Source organism: Delftia sp. K82 (assembly GCF_002193035.1).
Taxonomy (GTDB): domain Bacteria; phylum Pseudomonadota; class Gammaproteobacteria; order Burkholderiales; family Burkholderiaceae_C; genus Comamonas; species Comamonas acidovorans.
On record NZ_MYFL01000003.1, the window covers coordinates 100,186 to 121,992 of the forward strand.

Annotated in this window: 19 protein-coding genes; 10 read left to right on the top strand and 9 right to left on the bottom strand. The window is 68.6% G+C overall.

Features of this window, described 5'->3' with window-relative positions; translation table 11 throughout:
- Position 1 precedes the first annotated feature (1 nt).
- Genes rbbA through KDK82_RS32825 form a run of 5 tightly spaced genes read right to left on the bottom strand, consistent with a single transcriptional unit; the run spans position 2 to position 6,320 of the window.
- Positions 2 to 2,758, bottom strand: a complete 2,757-nt coding sequence (rbbA, locus tag KDK82_RS17325) for a ribosome-associated ATPase/putative transporter RbbA (RefSeq protein ID WP_088165733.1) — start codon at positions 2,756 to 2,758, stop codon at positions 2 to 4.
- Entirely contained in the window at positions 2,755 to 3,846 is a 1,092-nt protein-coding gene (locus KDK82_RS17330) for an HlyD family secretion protein (RefSeq protein ID WP_012202692.1), read from the bottom strand. Before KDK82_RS17330 ends, rbbA begins: the two co-directional genes overlap by 4 nt.
- 17 nt (positions 3,847 to 3,863) lie before the next feature.
- A complete protein-coding gene (locus KDK82_RS17335) occupies positions 3,864 to 5,339 on the bottom strand; it encodes an efflux transporter outer membrane subunit (RefSeq protein ID WP_088165734.1) in 1,476 nt (491 codons plus the stop codon).
- Positions 5,340 to 5,372: 33 nt separating this feature from the next.
- On the bottom strand, positions 5,373 to 6,140 hold the full coding sequence (fabI, locus tag KDK82_RS17340; protein ID WP_013804678.1) for an enoyl-ACP reductase FabI: 768 nt from the start codon (positions 6,138 to 6,140) through the stop codon (positions 5,373 to 5,375).
- A gap of 15 nt (positions 6,141 to 6,155) precedes the next feature.
- Positions 6,156 to 6,320, bottom strand: coding sequence for a hypothetical protein (locus KDK82_RS32825; protein ID WP_179217935.1), 165 nt, complete (start codon positions 6,318 to 6,320; stop codon positions 6,156 to 6,158).
- A gap of 381 nt (positions 6,321 to 6,701) precedes the next feature.
- On the opposite strand from KDK82_RS32825, the gene KDK82_RS17345 reads away from it, so the two are divergent.
- The 8 genes from KDK82_RS17345 to trpC all read left to right on the top strand — a co-directional run bounded on the left by KDK82_RS17345 (position 6,702) and on the right by trpC (position 15,899).
- Entirely contained in the window at positions 6,702 to 8,198 is a 1,497-nt protein-coding gene (locus KDK82_RS17345) for a hypothetical protein (RefSeq protein WP_043820146.1), read from the top strand.
- 153 nt (positions 8,199 to 8,351) lie between these two features.
- Complete coding sequence (locus KDK82_RS17350; protein WP_088165735.1) at positions 8,352 to 9,464, top strand: hypothetical protein; 1,113 nt, start codon at positions 8,352 to 8,354, stop codon at positions 9,462 to 9,464.
- Positions 9,465 to 9,486: 22 nt separating this feature from the next.
- On the top strand, positions 9,487 to 10,731 hold the full coding sequence (locus tag KDK82_RS17355) for a toxic anion resistance protein (RefSeq protein ID WP_088165736.1): 1,245 nt from the start codon (positions 9,487 to 9,489) through the stop codon (positions 10,729 to 10,731).
- A gap of 2 nt (positions 10,732 to 10,733) precedes the next feature.
- A complete protein-coding gene (locus KDK82_RS17360; RefSeq protein ID WP_088165737.1) occupies positions 10,734 to 12,344 on the top strand; it encodes a VWA domain-containing protein in 1,611 nt (536 codons plus the stop codon).
- Positions 12,345 to 12,372: 28 nt separating this feature from the next.
- Positions 12,373 to 12,996 carry a hypothetical protein gene (locus KDK82_RS17365; protein ID WP_088165738.1) on the top strand — a complete coding sequence of 208 codons (624 nt, stop codon included), beginning with the start codon at positions 12,373 to 12,375 and terminating at the stop codon, positions 12,994 to 12,996.
- Positions 12,997 to 13,394: 398 nt separating this feature from the next.
- Complete coding sequence (locus KDK82_RS17370; RefSeq protein ID WP_088165739.1) at positions 13,395 to 13,982, top strand: aminodeoxychorismate/anthranilate synthase component II; 588 nt, start codon at positions 13,395 to 13,397, stop codon at positions 13,980 to 13,982.
- 28 nt (positions 13,983 to 14,010) lie between these two features.
- Positions 14,011 to 15,045 carry an anthranilate phosphoribosyltransferase gene (gene trpD, locus KDK82_RS17375; protein WP_013804671.1) on the top strand — a complete coding sequence of 345 codons (1,035 nt, stop codon included), beginning with the start codon at positions 14,011 to 14,013 and terminating at the stop codon, positions 15,043 to 15,045.
- Positions 15,046 to 15,095: 50 nt separating this feature from the next.
- Positions 15,096 to 15,899 (top strand): indole-3-glycerol phosphate synthase TrpC, encoded by an 804-nt coding sequence (gene trpC, locus KDK82_RS17380; protein WP_065347113.1) that lies wholly within the window; start codon positions 15,096 to 15,098, stop codon positions 15,897 to 15,899.
- Here the strand turns inward: trpC and KDK82_RS17385 are convergent.
- Positions 15,896 to 16,219, bottom strand: a complete 324-nt coding sequence (locus KDK82_RS17385; RefSeq protein WP_088165740.1) for a helix-turn-helix transcriptional regulator — start codon at positions 16,217 to 16,219, stop codon at positions 15,896 to 15,898. The genes trpC and KDK82_RS17385 overlap by 4 nt on opposite strands.
- Before the next feature lie 5 nt (positions 16,220 to 16,224).
- A complete protein-coding gene (locus KDK82_RS17390; protein WP_088165741.1) occupies positions 16,225 to 17,553 on the bottom strand; it encodes a type II toxin-antitoxin system HipA family toxin in 1,329 nt (442 codons plus the stop codon).
- 235 nt (positions 17,554 to 17,788) lie between these two features.
- Between KDK82_RS17390 and KDK82_RS17395 the strand changes: the two genes are divergently transcribed.
- Positions 17,789 to 18,520, top strand: a complete 732-nt coding sequence (locus tag KDK82_RS17395) for a uracil-DNA glycosylase (protein ID WP_088165742.1) — start codon at positions 17,789 to 17,791, stop codon at positions 18,518 to 18,520.
- On the opposite strand, the gene KDK82_RS17400 is transcribed toward KDK82_RS17395, so the two are convergent.
- Positions 18,514 to 20,547: an alkyl/aryl-sulfatase gene (locus KDK82_RS17400; protein ID WP_088165743.1), complete on the bottom strand. Its 2,034-nt coding sequence runs from the start codon at positions 20,545 to 20,547 to the stop codon at positions 18,514 to 18,516. The genes KDK82_RS17395 and KDK82_RS17400 overlap by 7 nt on opposite strands.
- Positions 20,548 to 20,634: 87 nt before the next feature.
- On the opposite strand from KDK82_RS17400, the gene KDK82_RS17405 reads away from it, so the two are divergent.
- Positions 20,635 to 21,348 carry a Crp/Fnr family transcriptional regulator gene (locus KDK82_RS17405; protein WP_088165744.1) on the top strand — a complete coding sequence of 238 codons (714 nt, stop codon included), beginning with the start codon at positions 20,635 to 20,637 and terminating at the stop codon, positions 21,346 to 21,348.
- Between the two features lie 27 nt (positions 21,349 to 21,375).
- Here KDK82_RS17405 and KDK82_RS17410 read toward each other — a convergent pair whose 3' ends face one another.
- Positions 21,376 to 21,735, bottom strand: coding sequence for a hypothetical protein (locus KDK82_RS17410; protein WP_043820161.1), 360 nt, complete (start codon positions 21,733 to 21,735; stop codon positions 21,376 to 21,378).
- Positions 21,736 to 21,807 lie beyond the last annotated feature (72 nt).

The following is a 21,807-nucleotide window of genomic DNA, read 5'->3' on the forward strand; positions in this document are numbered from 1 at the left end:
GTCAGCTCTCCTGCTTTCTGGTCAGTGCAATGGCCAGGCCCAGGATCACCGGCACGGACAGCAGCAGCGGCCCGAACGAGCCGGCCAGCTCCCGAAATCCCAGCGCCTTGCTGAACACGCCGCGGCTGATGGCGATCATGTGGCTGGCCGGATAGACCTCGCCGATGATGCGGCCCGCCCCCTCCAGCGAGGACACGGGATCGACCAGGCCCGCGAACTGCGTGGTGGGGATCAGCGTGCCGATCAGCACCAGGAACATCGAGGCGATCTGGCTGCGCGTCAGCGTGGAGGCCAGCAGGCCGAAGCCCGTGGAGGCGCCGCTGAAGATCAGCGCCGCCAGGGCCAGCGTGGCAAAGCTGCCCGTCACGGGAACGCCGAACAGGGTGACGGCCATCAGGCACATCAGCAGGAAGTTCAGCATGGCCAGCACCACATAGGGCAGTTGCTTGCCCAGCAGGAATTCGGTGCGCGTGACCGGCGTGACGTAGAGATTGGTGATGGAGCCGCTTTCCTTCTCGCGCACCACGGCCAGCGCCGTCAGCATGGCGGGCAAAAGCAGCAGCAGCAGGGGCATGACGGCCGGCACCATGGCCGGCAAGCTGCGCACGTCGGGGTTGTAGCGAAAGCGCGTCTGGATGTCGATCAGGCCGGCCGGCGCCACACCCAGGCGCTCGCGCGCCTGCTCGGTCAGCCAGTGCTGGTGGATGCCCTGCAGGTAGCCGCGCACGGTCTCGGCGCGCGTGGGCATGGCGCCGTCGAACCAGGCGCCCACCTGCACGGAGCCGCCGCGCAGCACATCGCGCGCAAAGCCCGGCGGGATCTCGATGGCCAGGGTCAGCTCGCCGCTGCGCATGCGGCGGTCCAGTGCGTCGTAGTCGGTCAGCGGCGGCTGCTCGATGAAGTAGCGCGAGCCCGACAGGCTCATCGCATAGCTGCGGCTGATGGTGGTCTGGTCGCGGTCCAGCACGGCAAAGCGCAGGTCCTCCACGTCCAGGCTGATGCCGTAGCCCATCACGAACATCAGGATCAGCGAGCCCACCAGGGCCAGCGTGGCGCGCACCGGGTCGCGCTGCAGCTCCAGCGCTTCGCGCCAGACATAGCTGAGCATGCGCTGGGCGCTGAAATGGCGGCGGCGCGCGGTGTGCGTTTCCACGGCAGCGGGCGTGGCCGGTGCGGCCTGCTGTTCCTCGGCCGGGGCCTCGCCGCCACCGGCCTCGACCAGGTAGCCGATGAAGGCTTCCTCCAGCGTGGCCGCGCCGCGCTTGGCCACCAGGCGCGCGGGCGTGTCGCTGTCCAGCACCTTGCCCGCATGCATCATGGACATGCGGTCGCAGCGCTCGGCCTCGTTCATGAAGTGGGTGGAGATGAAGATGGTCACGCGGTCGCGCCGCGACAGCTCCACCAGCAGGCGCCAGAAGCCGTCGCGCGCCACGGGGTCCACGCCCGAGGTGGGCTCGTCCAGGATGAGCAGCTCGGGCTTGTGCACCATGGCCACGGCCAGCGACAGGCGCTGGCGCATGCCCAGCGGCAGGGCGGCCGGCAGGCTGTGCTGCGCGGCCTGCAGGTCGAAGCGCTGCAGCATCTCGGCCACGCGCGCGGGAATGTCCGCCTCGGGCACGCCGAACAGGCGCGCGTGCAGCACCAGGTTCTGGTGCACGGTCAGCTCGCCGTACAGCGAGAACGCCTGGGTCATGTAGCCCACGCGGCGGCGCGTGTCGATGTCGCGCGGGTCCACGGGCTGGCCGAACAGCCAGGCCTGGCCCTCGCTGGCCGGCAGCAGGCCGGTCAGCATCTTCATGGTGGTGCTCTTGCCACAGCCGTTGGAGCCCAGGAAGCCGAAGATCTCGCCGCGGCGGATGCGGAAGGACACATGGTCCACGGCGACGAAGTCGCCAAATCGCATGGTCAGGTCCCTGGCCTCGATGGCGATGTCGTCCTCGCCGCCCTCGGGCAGGGGGGCGATGGTCACGGGCGCATGGCCGCGCTTTTTCTCTTCGGGCAGCAGGGCGATGAAGGCCTCTTCCAGCGAGCGGCTGTCCGTGCGCTGCAGCAGCTCGGCCGGCGTGCCCGTGGCCAGCACGCGGCCCTCGTCCATGGCCACCAGCCAGTCGAAGCGCTGGGCCTCGTCCATGTAGGCCGTGGCCACCAGCACGCTCATGCCGGGGCGCTGGCGGCGGATGCGCGCGATCAGGTCCCAGAACTGGGCGCGCGCCAGCGGGTCCACGCCCGTGGTGGGCTCGTCCAGGATCAGCAGGTCGGGGTCGTGGATCAGCGCGCAGCACAGGCCCAGCTTCTGCTTCATGCCGCCCGACAGCTTGCCGGCCGGGCGCTCCAGGAATTTGCGCAGGCCCGTGGCCTGGGTGAGGTCGTCGATGCGCCGGCGCCGCTCGGCCGCGTCATGGCCGAACAGGCGCGCGAAGAACTGCAGGTTCTCCTCCACCGACAGGGTGGGATAGAGGTTGCGCCCCAGGCCCTGCGGCATGTAGGCCACGCGCGGGCAGACGGCCTCGCGGTGCCGGCGCTGGGCCATGTCGCCGCCCAGCACCTCGACGCTGCCTTCCTGGATCTTGCGTGCCCCGGAGATCAGCGCCATGAGGCTGGACTTGCCCACGCCGTCCGGCCCGATCAGGCCGACCATGCGGCCTTCGGGAATGTCCAGGTCGATGCCCGCCAGCGCCTCGACCTGGCCATAGCGCTGGTGCACGCCCTTCAGGCGCACGACCCAGCCGCTGGCATGGGGCGTCGTGCTCTCGCTCATTGCGCGGGCTGGGCTGGCAGCTTGATGGCCAGGTTGGCGGGCCACTCATGGCTGGCATCGGTGCGCAGCCAGGCCATGCCGGGCACGCCGGTCTTGACTTGTTCCAGATGGCGGCGCAGCAGCTCCGGCGGGATCTGGGCGCGCACGCGGAACATCAGCTTCTGGCGCTCGCTGGCGGTCTCCACGGTCTTGGGCGTGAACTGGGCCTGGCTGGCGACGAAGGAGACGCGGGCCGGGATCACGTACTCGGGCGCGGCGTCCAGCACCAGGCGCACCTCGCTGCCCAGGGCAATGCGCCCGGCGGCGGTCTCGGGCACGAAGAAGGTCATGTAGACATCGGACAGGTCCAGCAGGTTGAGCACGCGCCCGCCTGCGCCCAGCACCTCGCCGGGCTGGGCCACGCGCAGCTGTACGCGGCCGTCGCGCGGGGCCTTGAGCACGCCGTCGTCGATGTCGGCCTGCACGCGCGCCACCGTGGCCGTGGCCGCCTGCACCTGGGAGCGCACGCCGACCACCTGGGCCTCGGCCGCCTTCACGGCGGCCTGGGCAGCGGCGGCCTGTGCGCGCGTGGCGGCCAGCGCCGCCTCGCTGCCGCGCACGCGGGCGCGGTCGTCATCGAGCTCCTGCACCGAAGAGGCGCCCTCGCGCGCCAGCGTTTCCGAGCGCTTGAAGCGGCGCTGCGCAGCGTCCACCTCGGTCTCGCGCTGCACGATCAGGGCCTGGGCGGCGGCCAGGTCGCTGCGGCGCAGGGTGACCTGGGCCTCGGCGGCGGCCACGCTGTGCTCGGCCTGCTGGCGCATGGCGTCGGCTTCCTGGCGCTGGGCGCGCAGGGTGTCGATCTGCATGCGCGCCACGGGCTGGCCGGCCTGCACGAAGTCGCCCTCGCGCACCAGGATTTCCTCCACGCGGCCGGGCAGCTTGGTGGAGATGTCGATCTCGGTGGCCTCGACCCGGCCGTTGCTGCCGACGAAGCCCTCGCCCGGGCCCTTGGGCGTGAAGGTCTTCCAGGCCCACCAGGCCACGAGGGCCAGGACCGCCACGGCGGCGATCGGCACGATCTTGTTCTTCAGAGAGGTGTTCTTGTCCATGGGCGGGTCCGGAGGCTTCAGGAATTCGGGGGATCGGCAGGCGTGGCCGGCAGGGTGGCCGGCAACGCGGCAGGTTCGGCCCCGCTGCCGCCGCCCAGGGCGGCATACAGGCCCACCTGGCTGGACAGCAGGGCGCGCCGCGCCTGCACCAGTTGCTGGCGTGCGGCCAGCAGGTCGCGCTGGGCGTCCAGCACCTCCAGGTAGGCGGCCGAGCCGTTGTCGTAGCGCAGTTGCGCCAGCCGCGCGCGCTCGGCCTGGGCCTGCACGGCGGTGCGCTGCACGGTGATCTGTTCGGACAGCCAGCGGCGTGCGGCCAGGCCATCGGCCACCTCGCGGAAGGCGGTCTGGATGGCTTTCTCGTACTGGGCCACGGCCATGTCGCTGCGGATCTCGCCCAGCTCCAGGTTGGCGCGGCGCCGGCCGCCGTCGAAGATGGGCAGGGACACCGTGGGCACGAAGGCCCAGGCGCGGCTGCCGCCGTCGAACAGGCCGTCGAGTTCGGCGCTGGCCGTGCCCCAGCGGGCGGTGAGCGCAATGCGCGGGAAGAAGGCGGCGCGCGCCGCGCCGATCTGGGCGCGAGCTGCGCGCAGCTGGTGCTCGGCCGCGGCAATGTCGGGCCGCGCCGTGAGCAGTTCCGAGGGCAGGCCCGGCCGCAGCTCGGCCAGCACCAGGGCGTCGTCAAAGGGTGCGGCGGCGGGCAGCGGGCCCGGGTGGGCGCCGACCAACTGCGCCAGTGCGTGCAGCTGCTGCGCGCGTGCCAGCTCCAGCTGGGCCAGCAGGGCCTGCGCCTGGGTCAGCAGGGTCTGGACCTGGGCCAGCTGCAGGCGTGAGCTGGCGCCCACGGCCTCGCGGCGCGTGAAGATGCGAAAGGATTCCTGGCGCGTGGCCAGCGTCTCGCGCGCAATGGCCACGCGCTCGTCCAGCTCGCGCAGGCCCAGGTAGCCGTCGGCCACCTGGGCGATCAGCGCGGTCTGCACGGCGTGGCGGCCCGCATCGCTGGCCAGCCAGGTCTGCAGGGCCGCGTCCTTGAGGCTGCGCACGCGGCCCCACAGGTCCAGCTCCCAGCTGCTGAAGCCGACCTCGGCGCGGTACTCGCCGCTGACCACGGAGCGGCCCGAGAGGTTGAGGTCGCCAGGCACGCGCGCCCGCGCGGCCTGGCCACCCACGCCAATGGCCGGGAACAGCTCGGAGCGCTGGATCTGGAAGGCCGCGCGCGCCTCTTCGGCGCGCAGCGCGGCCACGCGCAGGTCGCGGTTGTGCTCCAGCGCGGTGGCGATCAGCTGGCGCAGCACGGGGTCGGTGAAGTAGTCGCGCCAGGGCAGGCCGGCGGCGGCGACACCCTGGGCGCCCGCCTGCAGATGGGCAGGCCAGGCCTCGGGCGTGGGCAGGGGCGGCGACTCATGCGGCGGCGCCAGGGAGGCACATCCCGCCAGTGCGGCTGCCAGTGCGGCTGCCAGCGCGGCGGTGGCGGTTCGGGGGAATGGGAGGGTCATCTGCAGTGCTGCGGGGCGCCGGTGCGGCAGCCGCTAGTTGAGGATGTGGTGGCCGCCATCGACATACAGCGTGCAGCCCGTGATGGCGCGCGCCCCGTCCGAGGCCAGGAAGGCGCACAGCGGCCCCACGTCGTCGGGCTGCAATTCACCGGCAATGGGCGAGCGGCGCACGCTGTCGGCCACGAGTTCATCGAACGCGGCAATGCCCGAGGCCGCGCGCGTGGCGATGGGCCCGGGCGAGACGGCATTGACGCGGATGCGCGAGGGGCCCAGTTCGGCCGCCAGGTAGCGCGTGGTGGACTCCAGCGCGGCCTTGACCGGGCCCATGATTCCGTAGTGCGGCATGACCTCGCTGGCGCCCAGGTAGCTCAGCGTCATGAGGCTGCCGCCGCTGGCGGCCATCAGCGGCTCGGCCAGGTGGGCCATGCGGATGAAGGAGTGGCAGGAGATGTCCATGGCCAGCGCAAAGCCCTCGCGGGAGCTGTCCACCACGCGGCCCTGCAGGTCCTTGCGCGGGGCGTAGGCCACGGCGTGCAGCACGAAGTCCAGCCGGCCCCAGCGCACGGCGGCGGCATCGAACAGTGCGCGCATCTGCTCGTCGTCGCCCACGTCCAGCGGCATGCGCAGCTCGGCACCGATCTCGTCGAGCAGGGGCTCCACATGCACACGGGCCTTGTCGTTCTGCCAGGTCGCGCCGATCTCGGCGCCCGCCGCATGCATGGCCCGGGCACAGGCCCAGGCAATGCTGTCGCGGTTGGCGATGCCGACGATCAGGCCTTTTTTGCCAGCCAATAGCGTCATCTCGAATGCTCCAGATCAGAAGGTCTGCCGGGAAACAGGCCGCCTTGGGGCGGCTTCTTCAGGAATCACGGGGCATGGCGCGGCATTGCCGACATATGCGCCATGGCGAATGTTTGTATTTCCTGTGACTACGAAGCTTTTGATAGCTTGTTTTGATGCATGCAAATCAAAGGTTTGCATGCCAATATCGTCTCCTGGTCTTTTTCATTCTATCTATGTTGCACTGCAGCGACCGATTTTGGCGATGCCGTTTCGTTATATCGATGCAGTTCACTCCATAGTCTTGACTCAAGTCAAAGAGGGCGGCCTCACTGAGAGGATGCCGCTTGCCGCCGGTCGCTGCGTCCAGTAGGGCAATGGCGTCTTTTTTGCGCCAACAGCCAAACATTCCCTGTATTGGCCGGATTTCAATGAATACAAGGTTTTCACACCATATTGGTGCACGGGGGTAAAGAAAATCGGAAATCTGCCGATGGTCCATGAACAGAGAAAATCCCCTGCCTGCAAAGGCCTGGGCCGCCACATTCAGTCAGGACAAGACCGAAGGAAGACGATCAATCCATGACCAGCATTTCATCCACCGGCGCCAGCTTTGCCGCCAGCGCAGCGGGCATGCGGCCCACGGTGTCCGTGAGGTCGTCAGCGACCACGGCAGCTGCTGCACCCGCCGACCCGGGCACGCAGGTCACGCTGGGCCAGTCCACAGGGTCCAGCGTCATCTATGCCAAACCGCAGCCCGTGGAACTGGGCCAGTTCAGGCTGACCCGGGCCTGGGCCTCGCAAGACAGGGACGACATCAGCACCCTGATGGCGCGCAACCTGGGCCTGGGCCCGTCGGCCAGCCTGGCCGACCGCTGGCGCGGCCTGGGCGGCGCCCTGCTGTCGCGCTTTGCGGCCACGCCGTCGGACTACCAACAGACGGTTGCGGAGTACCAGGCGCCCACGGCGGCCGACTCCGTCGCAGGCAGCGCGGATGCGCAGGCCCTGGACAAGTCCGCACTGAGCGATGTGTCCGTGGGCGCTGCCACCGTGAGCCTGAAGATCCGCACGCAATCGGGCCAGACCGTGGAGCTGCGGATTGCCACGAACGACGGCAGCGAAGCGGGCAGCAGCAGCGGGCTGCGGGTCGAGGTCAAGAGTTCCGGCACCTTGAGCCAAGCCGAGAGCGCGGCCATTGCCCAGCTGGCCGACGGGCTGGACGAGGCGCTGGAAGGCCTGGGAAAGCCGGGCAAGCCCCAGCTGGAACTGGGCAAGCTGATGGACTTCGACCGCAGCGTGCTGTCCGGCCTGGATCTGGACATCAAGAACCCCAAGCCTTCGCAGCCCCTGTCCTCGTTCAGCCTGCATGTGGGCGCCGATGGCCGATCGGTGGCGATGAAGGGCGCGGCGGGCGAGCTGGCCGTCAACCTGGAGTCCGATGCCCCCGTGGGCGCCAGCGCTTCGCAGCGCCAGGCCGCGCTGGACCAGCATCTGAAGCGCTTTGATGCCGCCGCGCAGCGCGGCCGTGCGGATGCGGCGCTGGTGGACATGTTCAAGAGTGCCTTCAGTCAGCTGCACAACGCGCAGGCGCCGGCCGCGCCGGGCGCCATCGTCGCGCTCTCCGGGCTGGAGCGTTCCGTCCAGTCCCTGCAAAGCGGCCTGGCCGATTTCCAGGCCAGCTTCAGCGGTGACTTCGAGAACACCAACGAATTCGGCGCCGTGACCGAAATCGGCCGCGCCGAGTACCAGGTGGGCCAGAAGACCACCCGGCAGTCCCGCGGCAGGGAGGGCGAGTCGATCGCCCAGGTGGTCACCGAGTCCCTGAACGCCGAGTCCAAAAAGGCGCGCAACCGCAGCATGCTGGATTTGCAGACGGGCAACTATGACCTGACCAAGGTGCAGGACAGCCGCACCATCACCACGCTGATCGAGACAGCCGGCAAGCAGGTCACCGGCGCGCTGCGCAAGACGCAAGAGCGCCAGATGCAGACGTGGGACCAGCTGGTGGAGCACCGCACCCAGCAGCACCGCGAAACGCCCGGTGGGCGCAGCTTCACTGAGCAACTCGCGCTGAGGTAGTCGCGCTGAGGTAGTCGCGGCGCGGGCCGGGCCGCGTGTCGTCGTTGTGTCACAAAACTTCCGTATAAGAAGTTTTTTTGAACAGAACATGACAACGGCCCGCGCGTTCATGACCGAATTTCATCTTGCCGTCATCCAGGGCGGAGCCTCTCAATGAACGCCCGCCGTGCTTTGGCGGCGTCGCTGGCGGCGCTGCTGCTGGCGGCCGTGGGCGGCGGCGTCTGGTACTCGCGCACGGCCCTGGTGCAGGACCGCCAGGCGCAGCTGACGCAGCAGCAGTCCGTGACGGCGCGCGGCCTGATCGGCTCCGAGAAGGAAGCCTTCTTCCAGGACGAGCGCGTGCGCGACGTGCTGGCGCGCCACGGCGTGACGGTGACGGTGCAAAAGGCCGGCTCGCGCAGCATTGCCAACAGCTACGACCCCAAGCAGTACGACTTCGGCTTTCCCTCGGGGGCGCCGGCTGCGGCCCAGCTCAAGGCGGCGGCCAGGGCCGGCACGGTCTACACGCCGTTCTACACGCCCATCGTGTTCGCCAGCTGGCGGCCCATTGCCGAGATCCTGATCGCCAACGGCGTTGCGCAAAAGCAGGGCGAATTCTTTTACGTGACCGATCTTCCCGCCCTGCTGGCCATGGCCGGCAAGGGCACGCGCTGGCGTGACCTGAAGGCCTCCGGCGCCTTTGCCACCGGCAAGGCCGTGCTGCCCGCCAGCACCGATGTGCGCAGCTCCAACAGCGCGGCCATGTACCTGGCGCTGGCCAGCTATGTGCTCAACGGCCAGCAGGTGGTGCAAAGCCCGGCCGACCTGGAGCGCGTGATGCCGCAGGTGGCGCCGCTGTTCCTGCGCCAGGGCTTCCAGGAAAGCTCGTCGGCCGGCCCCTTCGAGGACTACCTGGCCCTGGGCATGGGCAAGGCGCCGCTGCTGGTGGCCTATGAATCGCAGCTGGTGGAGTTCCTGCTGCGCCACCCGCAGCGCAGGAGCGGCGAGATGGTGATGCTCTACCCGCAGCCCACGCTGTATTCCAAGCATGTGCTCGTGCCCTACACGCCTGCGGGCGATCGCGTGGGCCAGCTGCTCGAATCCGATCCGCAGCTGCGCGCATTGGCGCAGGAATACGGCTTTCGCACCGGCGGCGACACGCACGGGCCCGAGCGCTGGGCCGGACAGGGCGTGCAGGCGCCCGCGCAGCTGGTGGATGTGATCGAACCGCCCAGCCAGGAGTGGCTGGAGCGAATGATCGTGGACATGGAGCAGCGCTTCAAATGACCGAACGTTCCAGGAGCAACCGATGAGCAACACCCCCCAGACCACCGCTGCCAGCGCCGCTGTGCCCGTGCCTGCACAGGCGCAGGATTTCGTGCTGGAGCCGCCTGCGCCCGCCCTGCCCGTGCCCATCGAGTCGGCCAGCGGCAAGGTCCGCCTCAAGGCCGAGGAAGTGCAGCAGCTGGACGCGCAGGTGGCGCAGTTCATCGACGACATCACCGCCAACGACAGCCAGTCGCCCGCCTTCAAGGGCGCGGTCGAGCGCATCCACGGCATGGGCAACAAGGAGGTGCAGGCCGCTGCCGCCGTCTCCAACCGCATGCTGGAGCGCCCCGTCAAGACGCTGAACAACGGCCTGTTCGACCAGGGCAGCCAGATCGGCCAGGGCCTGATCGACCTGCGCCGCCAGGTGGAGGCGCTGGACCCCTCGCGCCAGGACGACCTGTTCAAGCCGCGCAAGCTGCTGGGCCTGATCCCCATGGGCAACAGGCTGGTGGACTACTTCGACAAGTTCCAGTCCAGCCAGAGCCACCTGAACGCCATCATCGACAGCCTCAAGCGCGGCAAGGACGAGCTGCTGCGCGACAACGCCGCCATCGAGCAGGAAAAGGCCAACCTGTGGGGCCTGATGGAGCGGCTGGAAAAATACATCCACATCGGCAAGAAGCTGGACGCGGCCCTGGATGCCAAGGCCGCACAGCTGGACGCCAGCGACCCGGAAAAGGCCCGCGTGGTGCGCGAGGACATGCTGTTCTACGCACGCCAGAAGGTCACCGACCTGCTCACCCAGATGGCGGTGAACGTGCAGGGCTACTTGGCGCTGGACCTGGTGCGCAAGAACAACCTCGAACTGGCCAAGGGCGTGGACCGCGCGACCACCACCACGGTCTCCGCCCTGCGCACGGCCGTCATCGTGGCGCAGGCGCTGGCCAACCAGAAGCTGGTGCTGGACCAGATCACGGCGCTGAACACCACCACGGGCAACCTGATCGCCGGCACCAGCGAGCTGCTGCGCGAGCAAAGCGGGAAGATCCACGAGCAGGCGGCCGGCAGCACCATCGACATCGCCAGGCTGCAGCAGGCCTTCGGCAACATCTACCAGACCATGGACGCCATGGCTGACTTCAAGGTCAAGGCCCTGGCCTCCATGCAGACCACGGTGGACACGCTGTCGCAGGAGGTAGACAAGTCCCGCGCCTATCTGGAAAAGAGTCGCCGCGAGGACGTGCGCGAGGCGCTGCAGGCGCCTGCCGGCGAGGTGGTGCTGTGAGCATGTTCCGGCGCCTGGCGGCCTGGTGGCTGCTGGGACTGGCGCTGGCCCTGGCCGGCTGCGGCAAGTCGCCCGAACCCGCGCCGCAGGCCGCCGCCAAGTCCGATCCGTCCGCCGCTCCCCAGGGTGCATTCACCGTGCTGGCCGGCTCCGAGCTCAAGGACGTGGCGCCCGCGCTGGAGCAGGCCGCCACGGCGGCGGGCGTGCCGCTCAAGCTCAGCTATGCGGGCACGCTGGAGATGGTCGAGCGCATCAATGCGGGCGAGCAGTACGACGCCATCCTGCCGCCCAATGGCGCCTATCCCGCGCTGGCGCTGGCGAACAAGCCTCTGGCGCGTGAAAAGCTTTTCTACTCGCGCGTGGCCCTGGGCGTGAAGGCCCCCGTGCTGCAAAAGCTGGGCTGGGACAAGGCACCGCCCACCTGGGCCGATATCGCACGCGCTGCCGTCCAGGGCCGGCTGCGCTACGGCATGACCAATCCGGCCAGCTCCAACACCGGCATGAGCGCGCTGTTCGCCGTGGCCTCGGCCGTGGCCGGCAAGACCGAGGACCTGGACGCCAGGGAGGTCAACGCCAAGGTGCTCAAGGATTTTCTGTCGGGCCACAAGCTCACGGCAGGCAGCTCCGGCTGGCTGGCCGAGGCCTTCGAGCGCGAGCCCGGCGCCGTTGATGCGCTGGTCAACTACGAGGCCGTGATCCTGCGCCTGAACGAGAAGCTGCCCGCCGCCGACCGGCTCACCCTGGTCTACCCGCGCGACGGCGTGATCTCGGCCGACTATCCGCTGATGCTGCTCAACGCTGCGCGGCGCGCAGACTATGACCGGCTGGTCGCCCAGTTCAAGGCCCCCGCCTTCCAGGGCCCGCCGCTGCGCCAGGCCCAGCTGCGCCCCGCCAGCCCCGAGGCGCAGGCCAGCCCGGCGCTGCCCACGGCGCCCGTGGTGGAGTTGAGCTTTCCGAACCGGCTGGAGGTGATCGATGCCGTGCTCTCGGCCTACCAGAGCGATCTGCGCCGCCCGGCCACCAGCATCTTCGTGCTGGACGTGAGCGGCTCCATGAAGGGTGCGCGGCTGGCGCAGATGAAGGAGGCGCTCAAGCTGCTGTCCGGCGCCGAGGCCTCGGCCGCCAGCCAGCGCTACGCCGCCTTCCAGGCGCGCGAGCGCGTGCTGCTGATTCCGTTCTCGGGCCTGGTCGGCCAGCCCGCGCGCGTGCAGTTCGCGGCGGGCGACCTGCAGGCCGCAAGCGCCCAGGTGCTGGCCTATGCCGACAGCCTGGTGGCCGACGGCGGCACGGCCATCTACGACGCGCTCACGCTGGCGCAGCAGCAGGCACGCCAGGAACTGCGGGCCGATCCCGAGCGCTTCGTCAGCATCGTGCTGCTGACCGATGGCGCCAACACGGCCGGCCGCGACTGGGCCGCGTTCGAGCGCGAGCAGCGCATGGCGCGCGACGGCGGCGCGCCGCTGGTGCGGGTCTTTCCCATCATCTTTGGCGAGGCGCAGTCCGGCGAAATGCAGGCCCTGGCCGCGCTGACGGGCGGGCGCGCCTTCGATGCGCGCAACACCGGCAAGAGCGGGCTGCCGCTGGTGTTCAAGGAAATCCGGGGCTACCAGTGACAGCGCCGCCAGCGATGGGACCCGCCTGATGCGCCGCCTGCAGCTTTTCTTCTACGGCAACGGCAACCTCGCCGGCCTGGCGCTGGCCCTGCTGGGGCCGGTGCTGCTGTTCGCGGGCGTGATCGGCGCCGGCTGGGGCTGGATCACCCTGGGCCTGTACGTCGCGGGCCTGCTGCTGGGCTGGGCCCTGCAGCCCGCGGGCGCCAGCTTCGAGCGGGCGCTGCAGCAGCACTGGAGCGCCGAGGACATCCGCGAACGCATCGACGAGCTGGTGCAAAAGGCCCGCCCGATGCTCACGCCCGAGATGCAAAAGCACCTGGACAGCGTGCGCGGCTCGGTGCACGAGGTGCTGCCCTCGCTGGCCGACGCCGGCCCGGTCTTCAACGACGGCCTGTTCACCGTGCGTGAGACGGTGCTGGAGTACCTGCCCGCCACGCTGTCGCACTATGCGGCGCTGCCGCCGCTGTTCCGTGTCACCCAGCCCGTGCAGGACGGCAAGACGCCCAGGCAATTGCTGACCGAGCAGCTGGCGCTGCTGGCCGGGCAGATGCAGCAGGTGGTGGCCCATGTGGCGGCCAGCGACGCGCAGGCGCTGCTGGCCAATGGCCGTTTCTTGAAGCAGAAGTTCGACCAGCCGGATTTCCTGAAGTGAGGCGCCTGCAGGGTCGTCCCGCCACGCTGCGCGGACCCTGTGTTAGCATGCTCCGCCATGCAGCCTGCTGCATTCCCGTCTTCCAGACACTTGAACTCTCGATCCAAGACAGCCATGAACGGTACGCCCGTTTCGATCATCGTTGCACAGTGGTGGCGCTTCCAATAAGGAAGCGGCACGTCGTTGCGGTTGCGTACCGCGCCTTGCCGCCGTGACGGCAGCAAGGCTCACCCAGCAGATGGCTCCCCGGCACGGCGGCTCCCAGAACCCAGGAGATTGCCCAGATGCCCTCAGATTCCCCCTTCCAGACCCAGGCAGCATTGCGCGCATTCCCGCGCCAGCCTTCGCTGCGGCATGCCCGCGCCACCCGTTTTTCCCTTTGAGACCCAGGAGCCGGTATGACCAGACTGCTGATGATCGACAACTACGACAGCTTCACCTACAACATCGTCCAGTACTTCGGCGAGCTGGGTGCCGATGTCACCGTGGTGCGCAATGACGAGGCCACGCTGGACGAGGTGATCGCCCTGGTCGAGCGCGAGAAGATCGACCGCCTGGTGATCTCGCCCGGCCCCTGCTCGCCGGCCGAGGCCGGCATTTCCGTGGCGGCCATCCAGCACTTTGCAGGCCGCCTGCCCATCCTGGGCGTGTGCCTGGGCCACCAGAGCATTGGCGCGGCCTTCGGCGGCGACATCGTGCGCGCGGGCCAGCGGATGCATGGCAAGACCAGCGTCATCACCACCGACCGCAAGGGCGTGTTCGCCGACCTGCCCGAGCAGTTCACGGTCAACCGCTACCACTCGCTGGCCATTGCGCGCTCCAGCCTGCCCGAATGCCTGGAGATCACGGCCACCAGCGAGGACGGCGAGATCCAGGGCGTGCGCCACACCAGCCTGGCCATCGAGGGCGTGCAATTCCACCCCGAGAGCATCCTCACCGAGCATGGCCACGCCATGCTCAAGAATTTCCTGGAACAGAAGGCCTGAGCAGGCCGGCACCAACCGAGACACCGCAATGACCCAGATCACCCCCCAGGAAGCGCTGCAGCGCACCATCGAGCACCGCGAAATCTTCCACGACGAGATGCTGCACCTGATGCGCCTGATCATGCGTGGCGAGCTGTCGCCCGTGATGACGGCGGCCATCGTCACCGGCCTGCGCGTGAAGAAGGAGACCATCGGCGAGATCACGGCCGCGGCCGAGGTCATGCGCGAGTTCTCCAACAAGGTCCATGTGGAGGACAAGCGCCACCTGGTGGACATCGTGGGCACGGGCGGCGACGGTGCCAACACCTTCAACATCTCCACCTGCTCCATCTTCGTGATCGCGGCGGCGGGCGGCAAGGTCAGCAAGCACGGCGGGCGCAGCGTCAGCAGCAAGAGCGGCAGCGCCGACGCCATGGAGGCTCTGGGCGTCAACATCCAGCTCAGCCCCGAGCAGATCGCGCGCAGCATCGCCGACGTGGGCATCGGCTTCATGTTCGCGCCCAACCACCACCCGGCCATGAAGAACGTGGCGCCCGTGCGCAAGGAGCTGGGCGTGCGCACCATCTTCAACATCCTGGGTCCGCTGACCAATCCGGCCAGCGCGCCCAACATCCTCATGGGCGTGTTCCACGAGGACCTGGTCGGCATCCAGGTGCGCGCGCTGCAGCGCCTGGGCGCCGAGCACGCCATCGTGGTCTATGGCCGCGACGGCCTGGACGAGATCAGCCTGGGCGCGGGCACCCTGGTGGGCGAGCTCAAGGACGGCGTGGTGCGCGAGTACGAGATCCATCCCGAGGACTTCGGCCTGCGCATGGTGGGCACGCGCGCCTTCAAGGTGGACAATCCCGAGGAATCCAAGGCCATGCTGCTGGGCGTGCTCCATGGCGAAAAGAGTGCCGCGCGCGACATCGTCTGCCTGAACGCGGGTGCCGCCCTGTATGCGGCCAACGTGGCCTCCAGCATCGAGGACGGCATGGCCCGCGCCCAGGCGGCGCTGGACAGCGGCGCGGCCCTGGCCAAGCTCAACGAACTCGTGGCCTACACGGCCCGGCTGACGGCCTGAGCCGCGCAGCCCCCATCGACCACCGAATACAAGAAACCAAGGAAAGCAACGTGTCCGACATCCTCAAGCAAATCTGCGACGTGAAAGTGCAGGAAGTGGCCGCCGCCCAGAAGCGCATGCCCTTCGCGGACATGCGCCGCGACGCCGAAAGCCGCGTGCTCACGCGCGACTTCGTGGGCGCGCTGCGCGCCAAGATCGCCGCCGGCCATGCCGGCGTGATCGCCGAGATCAAGAAGGCCAGCCCCAGCAAGGGCGTGATCCGCGAGGACTTCATCCCCGCCGACATCGCGCAAAGCTATGCCGATGGCGACGGCAAGGGCGTCAGCGCCGCCTGCCTCTCGGTGCTGACCGACAAGCAGTTCTTCCAGGGCAGCGTGGACTATCTCAAGCAGGCGCGCGCCAGCTGCCACCTGCCCGTGCTGCGCAAGGACTTCATGGTCGATCCCTACCAGATCTACGAATCGCGGGCCATGGGTGCCGACTGCGTGCTGCTGATCGCCGCCTGCCTGGACGACGCGCAGATGGCCGAGATGGAACAGATCGCCCACAGCCTGGACATGGCCGTGCTGGTCGAGGTCCATGACGGCGCCGAGCTGGATCGCGCCCTGCGGCTCAAGACGCCGCTGGTGGGCATCAACAACCGCAACCTGCGCAGCTTCGAGGTCAGCATCCAGACCACGCTGGACCTGCAAAAGAACGTGCCCGCCGACCGCCTGCTGGTCACCGAGTCGGGCATCGGCAGCCGCGAGGACGTCAAGGCCATGCGCGATGCCGGCATCCACAGCTTCCTGGTGGGCGAGGCCTTCATGCGCGCCAAGGAGCCGGGAGAGGCGCTGGCCAAGCTGTTTGCCTAAGACGCGTCGTTGTGCGGGTCGGCCGGTGAATCCGGGGTCCGCACGATGCGCACCACCCCGAGCTTGAGCCCCAGCATGGCCAAGATGCGGTTCATGGTCTGCACGCTGCCTTCGCTGCGCTCCTGCTCGATGTCCTGCAGCGTTCTGTAGGAAACGCCGCAAAGCTTGGCCATCTCGGCCGTGGTCAGCCGCATGGTCTTCTTCAGATGCCGCACGGCCTGCGGCAAAGACCATTCGGGGTGGGCCAGCACATCGTCAATGGCCTGCCTGCGCAGCTCCAGCTGCTGGGCAATGGGAATGGGGGTGAAACGCTTGTCCATGGTCTTCAGCGCAGCGCAGCGAGCTCCTGCGCACGTGCCAGGAGGGCGGGACGCAGGTGGTCGAGAACCTCGGGCTCCAGCCCTAGCGCCAGACCGTCTGCGGCGATGCGCTCCAGCGCGGGAATCATGGCCTTGAGGCCTTTCACCAGTGGATCGCGCTGCAACGGATCCGAGTGCGTGCCCCGGCGTTTTCGAGGGAGCTGCGCGGCCAGCGCACAGACGCTATCCAGCACACGGCCCCAATCGGGCCGGCCGCCCTGTTCATCCCGCCAGCGGATGCGTCGGGCAATGCCGTCCGGGTGGAGATACATGGGCGCAAAGTCGTACAGGGGCGTGAGCGCGATGCGGCCATCGAAACCGCGCTGCACGGCGGTGTTGCGCGCGTGGTTGTCCTTGTTGCCCAGGGCCAGGTTGGCAATGTCGCGTTTGATGTATTCGAGCACTTCCTGCTGCGGGTGGCTGCAGTGCCGCATCAGCTCCAGGCAGACCGTGTCATGGTCGGGCACGGCTTCGAAGCCTGGCATGCCGGTCAGCGTGGCAATGCTTTCCTGCGCCAGTCGCGTGACCGCGCCTTGGCGCACCTGCCGGTCAAACCGTCGTATGAACAGCGCACGCTGGTGCAACTCCAGCGGTGCATGCACCCGCAGTCCCAGATCGGCGGCCAGACGCATATAGGTGGCCTCATGCCTGAGGATGCAGGCCAGCTGCGGGTCGGTGCCGCGTCCGAACTTGACGATGTAGTGCTGCACCGCCTGCTCGTCCGCAAGGGTGTGGTCCAGGTACAGCAGACCATCCTGGGCGCGTGTCAGCAGCACCTTGGGCCACTCGCCTTGTATCCCGGAGGACCCGGCAACAAACAGGCCATGCGAGGCAAGGTACTCGGAGAACTCGTCGCCGCGTTGCGCAACCTCCTCGTCGGTGAACCCGCGCATGCCCCCCGCATGGTTGCCCAGCCATTGCGCCGCTTCCTTGACGCGCAGGTTTCCTATGGGGTTACCTGCCCCGGCCAGCAGCAACTGCCAGTCGGCAACCGCACCTGCCAGGGGAGATTGGCCCAGGCGTTGCAGCAGCTCGCGCCGACCAAAGCCTTGAGGCAGCATGTCGATCAGAAAGACTGGCCAATGCACCTGCTGCAGGGGCTCCAGCCCCACAGGCCAACGGGCACAAAGGGCGCGGGCATCGGTGGCGCCCGCATGCTGGACCGCCCAGTCCACGGTATAGCCGGAGTAGGTGCTGGCCTTCCAGCCTTCTCCTTGCTGCCCGCGCAGGTCCACGCTCGCGACGTCGTGCCAGGCACTGCAGTGGTGCAGTTGTAGAGTGCAGTTTGCGGTCATTTACACGAAATTCTAGGTAAAGCATTGGGCTGACTCAAGGTTTTTCGTATGTTTTTCCGTGTAACCATTGTCTGTCTTTGGGGCGCCATTGGACGCGGACGTACCTCCCCGCCGCTGGGAAAGGTATGCTTGCCGTGATCCAACAGGCATGGCGCTTGCGCCCATGCATTTCAGCTGTACTTTTTTTTGAGGGAGGCTGCTGCCTCGGCATGTGGCGGCGGTGCCCCCATCCGCCATGGCCCTTCAAGACGACGCAATCGCCCCGGCGCAAGCCGACCAACTCCAATCCGCCGATCCCGCCGACTGGCCCGTTGCGCCCGACTGGCAGCCCCTGGTCGAGGACTTCTTCGCGGGTGCCACGGGCCAGCAGCTGCTGACCTTTCTGCACCAGCGCCTGGAAGCCGGCGCGGTGATTTTTCCGCCGCAGCCGCTGCGCGCGCTGGAGCTGACCCCGCCCGAGGAGGTGCGCGTGGTCATCCTGGGGCAGGACCCCTACCACGGCCGGGGGCAGGCCGAAGGCCTGTCGTTCTCGGTGGCGCCGGGCGTGCGCATGCCGCCCTCGCTGCAGAACATCTTCAAGGAGATGCAGCGTGACCTGGGCGTGCCCTTCCCGCCGTTCCCCAACCCGGGCGGCAGCCTGGTCAAGTGGGCGAAGAACGGCGTGCTGCTGCTCAACACCTGTCTCACGGTGGAGGAAGGCCAGGCGGCCAGCCACTCGGGCAAGGGCTGGGAGCTGCTGACCGATGCGGTGATCCGACACATCGCCCAGGGCGCGCGCCCCGTGGTCTTCATGCTCTGGGGCAGCCATGCGCAGTCCAAGCGCGCCTTCATTCCGGCCGACCGGGGCCATCTGGTGCTGACCAGCAACCACCCCTCGCCGCTGTCGGCGCTGCGCCCGCCCGTGCCCTTCATCGGCAACGGGCACTTCGGCAAGGCGCGCGACTTCCGCGCACAGCACGGTTACTGAGCGGCCCTCTCGGGGCGTGGCTCCACGATGGGGAACACGCTGTCGAAGCGGTCCAGCATGGACATGAGCGCCGTCACCTTGGAGGCGTCGCCCTCGATGCGCAGCTGGCCGCTCTTGATGGCCTCGGCCATCGTGGTCTCCTGGCTTGCAATGGCGTCCAGCGTGGCGCGCGTCAGGCGCAGGCTGGCATGGGCGGAGGGCGCAAGGCCCGGGCTCTGGGTGAGGGCGCTGTTTTCCAGGTTCAGGCTGCGCTGCTCGCCGGTGTCGGTGAAGGTCCAGTTGAGCACGATGCGCTGGCCTGCGGCCTTGCCGGCGTCCAGCCGCACGCCCAGGTAGTCGAAGAACATCTCCAGCGGCAGGCTGCGCACCAGGTCGCGCGCGGTGCTGCCGGGCCTGGGCAGCTGGGGCACGCCCTGGCGCAGTTCCGCCGCGCCCTGCAGGAAGGCGTTGCGGGCCGTGGCCGACTCCATCTGGTAGCCCAGCTGTTCATAGGCATTGGCCGCCAGGCGGCGCGCAGCCTGGTTGGCCGGGTCGGCAAAGACCAGTTGCGAGGCGATCTGCGCAACCCAGCGGTATTCGCCGCGCTCGTAGTCGGCCTGCGCACGGCGCAGCACGGCATCGGCGCCACCCATGTATTCCACGGTCTTGCGTGCGGCGGGCACGGGCGGCAGCGCCTCCAATTGCGCCGGATTGCCTTCGTAGTAGCCCAGGTAGTGCTGGTAGATGGCGCGGATGTTGTGGCGCAGGTGGCCGTAGAAGGCATGCGTTGCGCCGTCGCGGGCCAGGGATTCGGGCATCTTCAGCATCTCGGCGATCTCCGAGCCCACGTAGCCGTGGTTCATGAGGCGCACGGTCTGGTCGTGCAGGTATTTGTAGGTGTCGCGCTGGCCGGCCAGCAGGTGCTGCAGCCGGGGCTGGCCCCAGACCGGCCAGTGGTGCTGGGCAATCATGATCTCGGCCTTGCCGCCATAGGTGTGCAGGGCGTCGTTCAGGTGGCGGGACCAGCCCAGCGCGTCACGCACCTGGGCGCCGCGCAGCGGCAGCAGGTTGTGCTGGGTGTGCACGGCGATCTCGGCCATGTTCAGCACTTTGAGCTGGGGGTAGTACATGATCATCTCGGCCGGCGCCTCGGCCCCGGGGGTGAGCGCGAACTCGATGTCCACGCCGTCGATGCGCAGGGTCTCGCGCGGCTTGTCGATCACGCGCGTGGGCGCGATCAGCCCCATGGTGCCGGGCGCACCCGCCTTGCCCAGCCCTGCGTCCACCTGTCCCCTGGCATCGCGCGGCAGCAGCATGCCGAACTGGTAGAGCGCGCGCCGGCCCATGGCGTGGCCGGCGATCACGTTCTCGCCCACGGCCTCGGCCATGAAACCCGCCGGGGCGATGACCTGGATGCGGCCTGCATCCACCTCTTCCTGGCGCACCACGCCGCGCACGCCGCCGAAATGGTCCACATGGCTGTGCGAGTAGATGACGGCCACCACGGGCTTGCGCGGGCGGTGCTGGAAGTACAGGTCCATGGCGGCCTGGGCGGTCTCGGTGTACATCAGCGGATCGACCACGATCAGGCCGGTCTCGCCCTCGATGATGCTCATGTTCGACAGGTCCAGGCCGCGCACCTGGTAGAGCCTGTCCGTCACCTGGAACAGGCCGCTGACGCGGTTGCGCTGGGCCTGGCGCCACAGCGCGGGGTGCACGGTGTCGGGCGCCTGGTCCTGCTCCAGGAAGGCATAGGACTGCATGCTCCAGATGGGACGGCCCTGGGCATTGCGCACGACCAGGGTGTCCGCCGGTGCGATCAGGCCGCGCCGGGCGTCCTCCATGGCCTGCGCATCGTCCAGCGGCTGCTGTGCCAAGGCCGCCTGCTGGGCCGCGCGCGTGGCGGCGCTGGCCGGCTGGGGCCTGGCCATGTCGGAGACGGGCAGGGTGCCGTGGGCGCAGGCGCTCAGCAAAGCGGCTGTGGCCAGGCTGGCCAGCAGGCGGGAAGGGCGCGCCAGCGCGCGGGGCAGGGGGTGTGAGGCTTGCATGGGAAGGTCTCCTGGCATGTTCGATGTCAGCGGCGAAAATACGCAGGCCCGCCGACTGTGTCTGTCAGCCACCCGACATCCCCTCTCATGCAAACTGCCCACGCCTTTTCCTACCTGCCCACGCTGCGCGCCGGCCGCTGGTTCAGCGCATTGGCGCCGCAGTTTGCCGATTTGCTGCTGGCGCTGGCCCAGCCGCGCAGCCTGGAGACGGGCGAGGCCCTGTTCCTGCGCGGCGATGCGCTGGAGGGTGGGCTGTTCGCCGTGGTCCGGGGCAGCATCGGTTTCTCCGGTGTGGGTGGCCAGAGCGAGCAGGCGCGCGAGGCCCTGCTCACGCGCATGGGACCGGCCACCTGGTTTGGCGAGATCGCGCTGTTCGACGGTTCGCCGCGCACCCACGATGCCCACGCCATGGAGCCCAGCGTGGTGCTGCAGGTGCCGCGCCAGCCGCTGCTGGACTGGCTGCAGCAGCGCCCCGCGCACTGGCATGACCTGGGCGTGCTGATGTCGGGGCGCATGCGCGCGGCCTTCGCGGCGCTGGAGGATCTGGCCCTGCTGCCCGCGCCCCAGCGCCTGGCGCGCCGCCTGGTGGCCATGGCGCGTGGCTACGGCGAGCGGCTGGACGATGTGCCGGCCCGGCCGCGCCTGGATATCACGCAGGAGCAACTGGCGCGCATGCTGTCGATCTCACGCCAGACCACCAACGTGCTGCTGCAGGGCCTGCAGGCGCGCGGCCTCATCCGGGTGCAGCGCGGCGAGATCGAGATCCTGCAGTGGCAGGCGCTGTGCGCCGAGCGGTTCTGAGCGGCGCAGCCAGTCAAGGGCTGTTGTTCAGACCACCAGCGCATTCTCCACGTCCTGCACCTTGCGGCGCGCCAGCGCGAGATTGGCCTTGGTCTTGTCGAGCACCAGGTACAGGAACAGGCCCTCGTGGTGGGTGGAGGGGCGCAGGATGTGGTACTGCTTGCTCAGCGTGATGAGGATGTCCTCGATGGTGTCTTCCAGGCCCAGCGAGCGCATGGTTTTGAGTTTGGCGCGCACCAGTTCGGTGTTGCCGGCGGCAGCCAGCTCCAGGTCCACGCCCGAGCCTTCCTGCCCCAGGATCATGCCGCTGTTGTAGTCCACCAGTGCAGCGCACATGGCGCCGTCACAGCGCATCAGTTCATCCATGGTTTGCTTGATATTGGCCATTGTTTTCCTACCTCCCTTGTGTTGCGAAAATGTTCTGCACCTTCGCGGTGCCTTCTTGCCGGATGCATATGA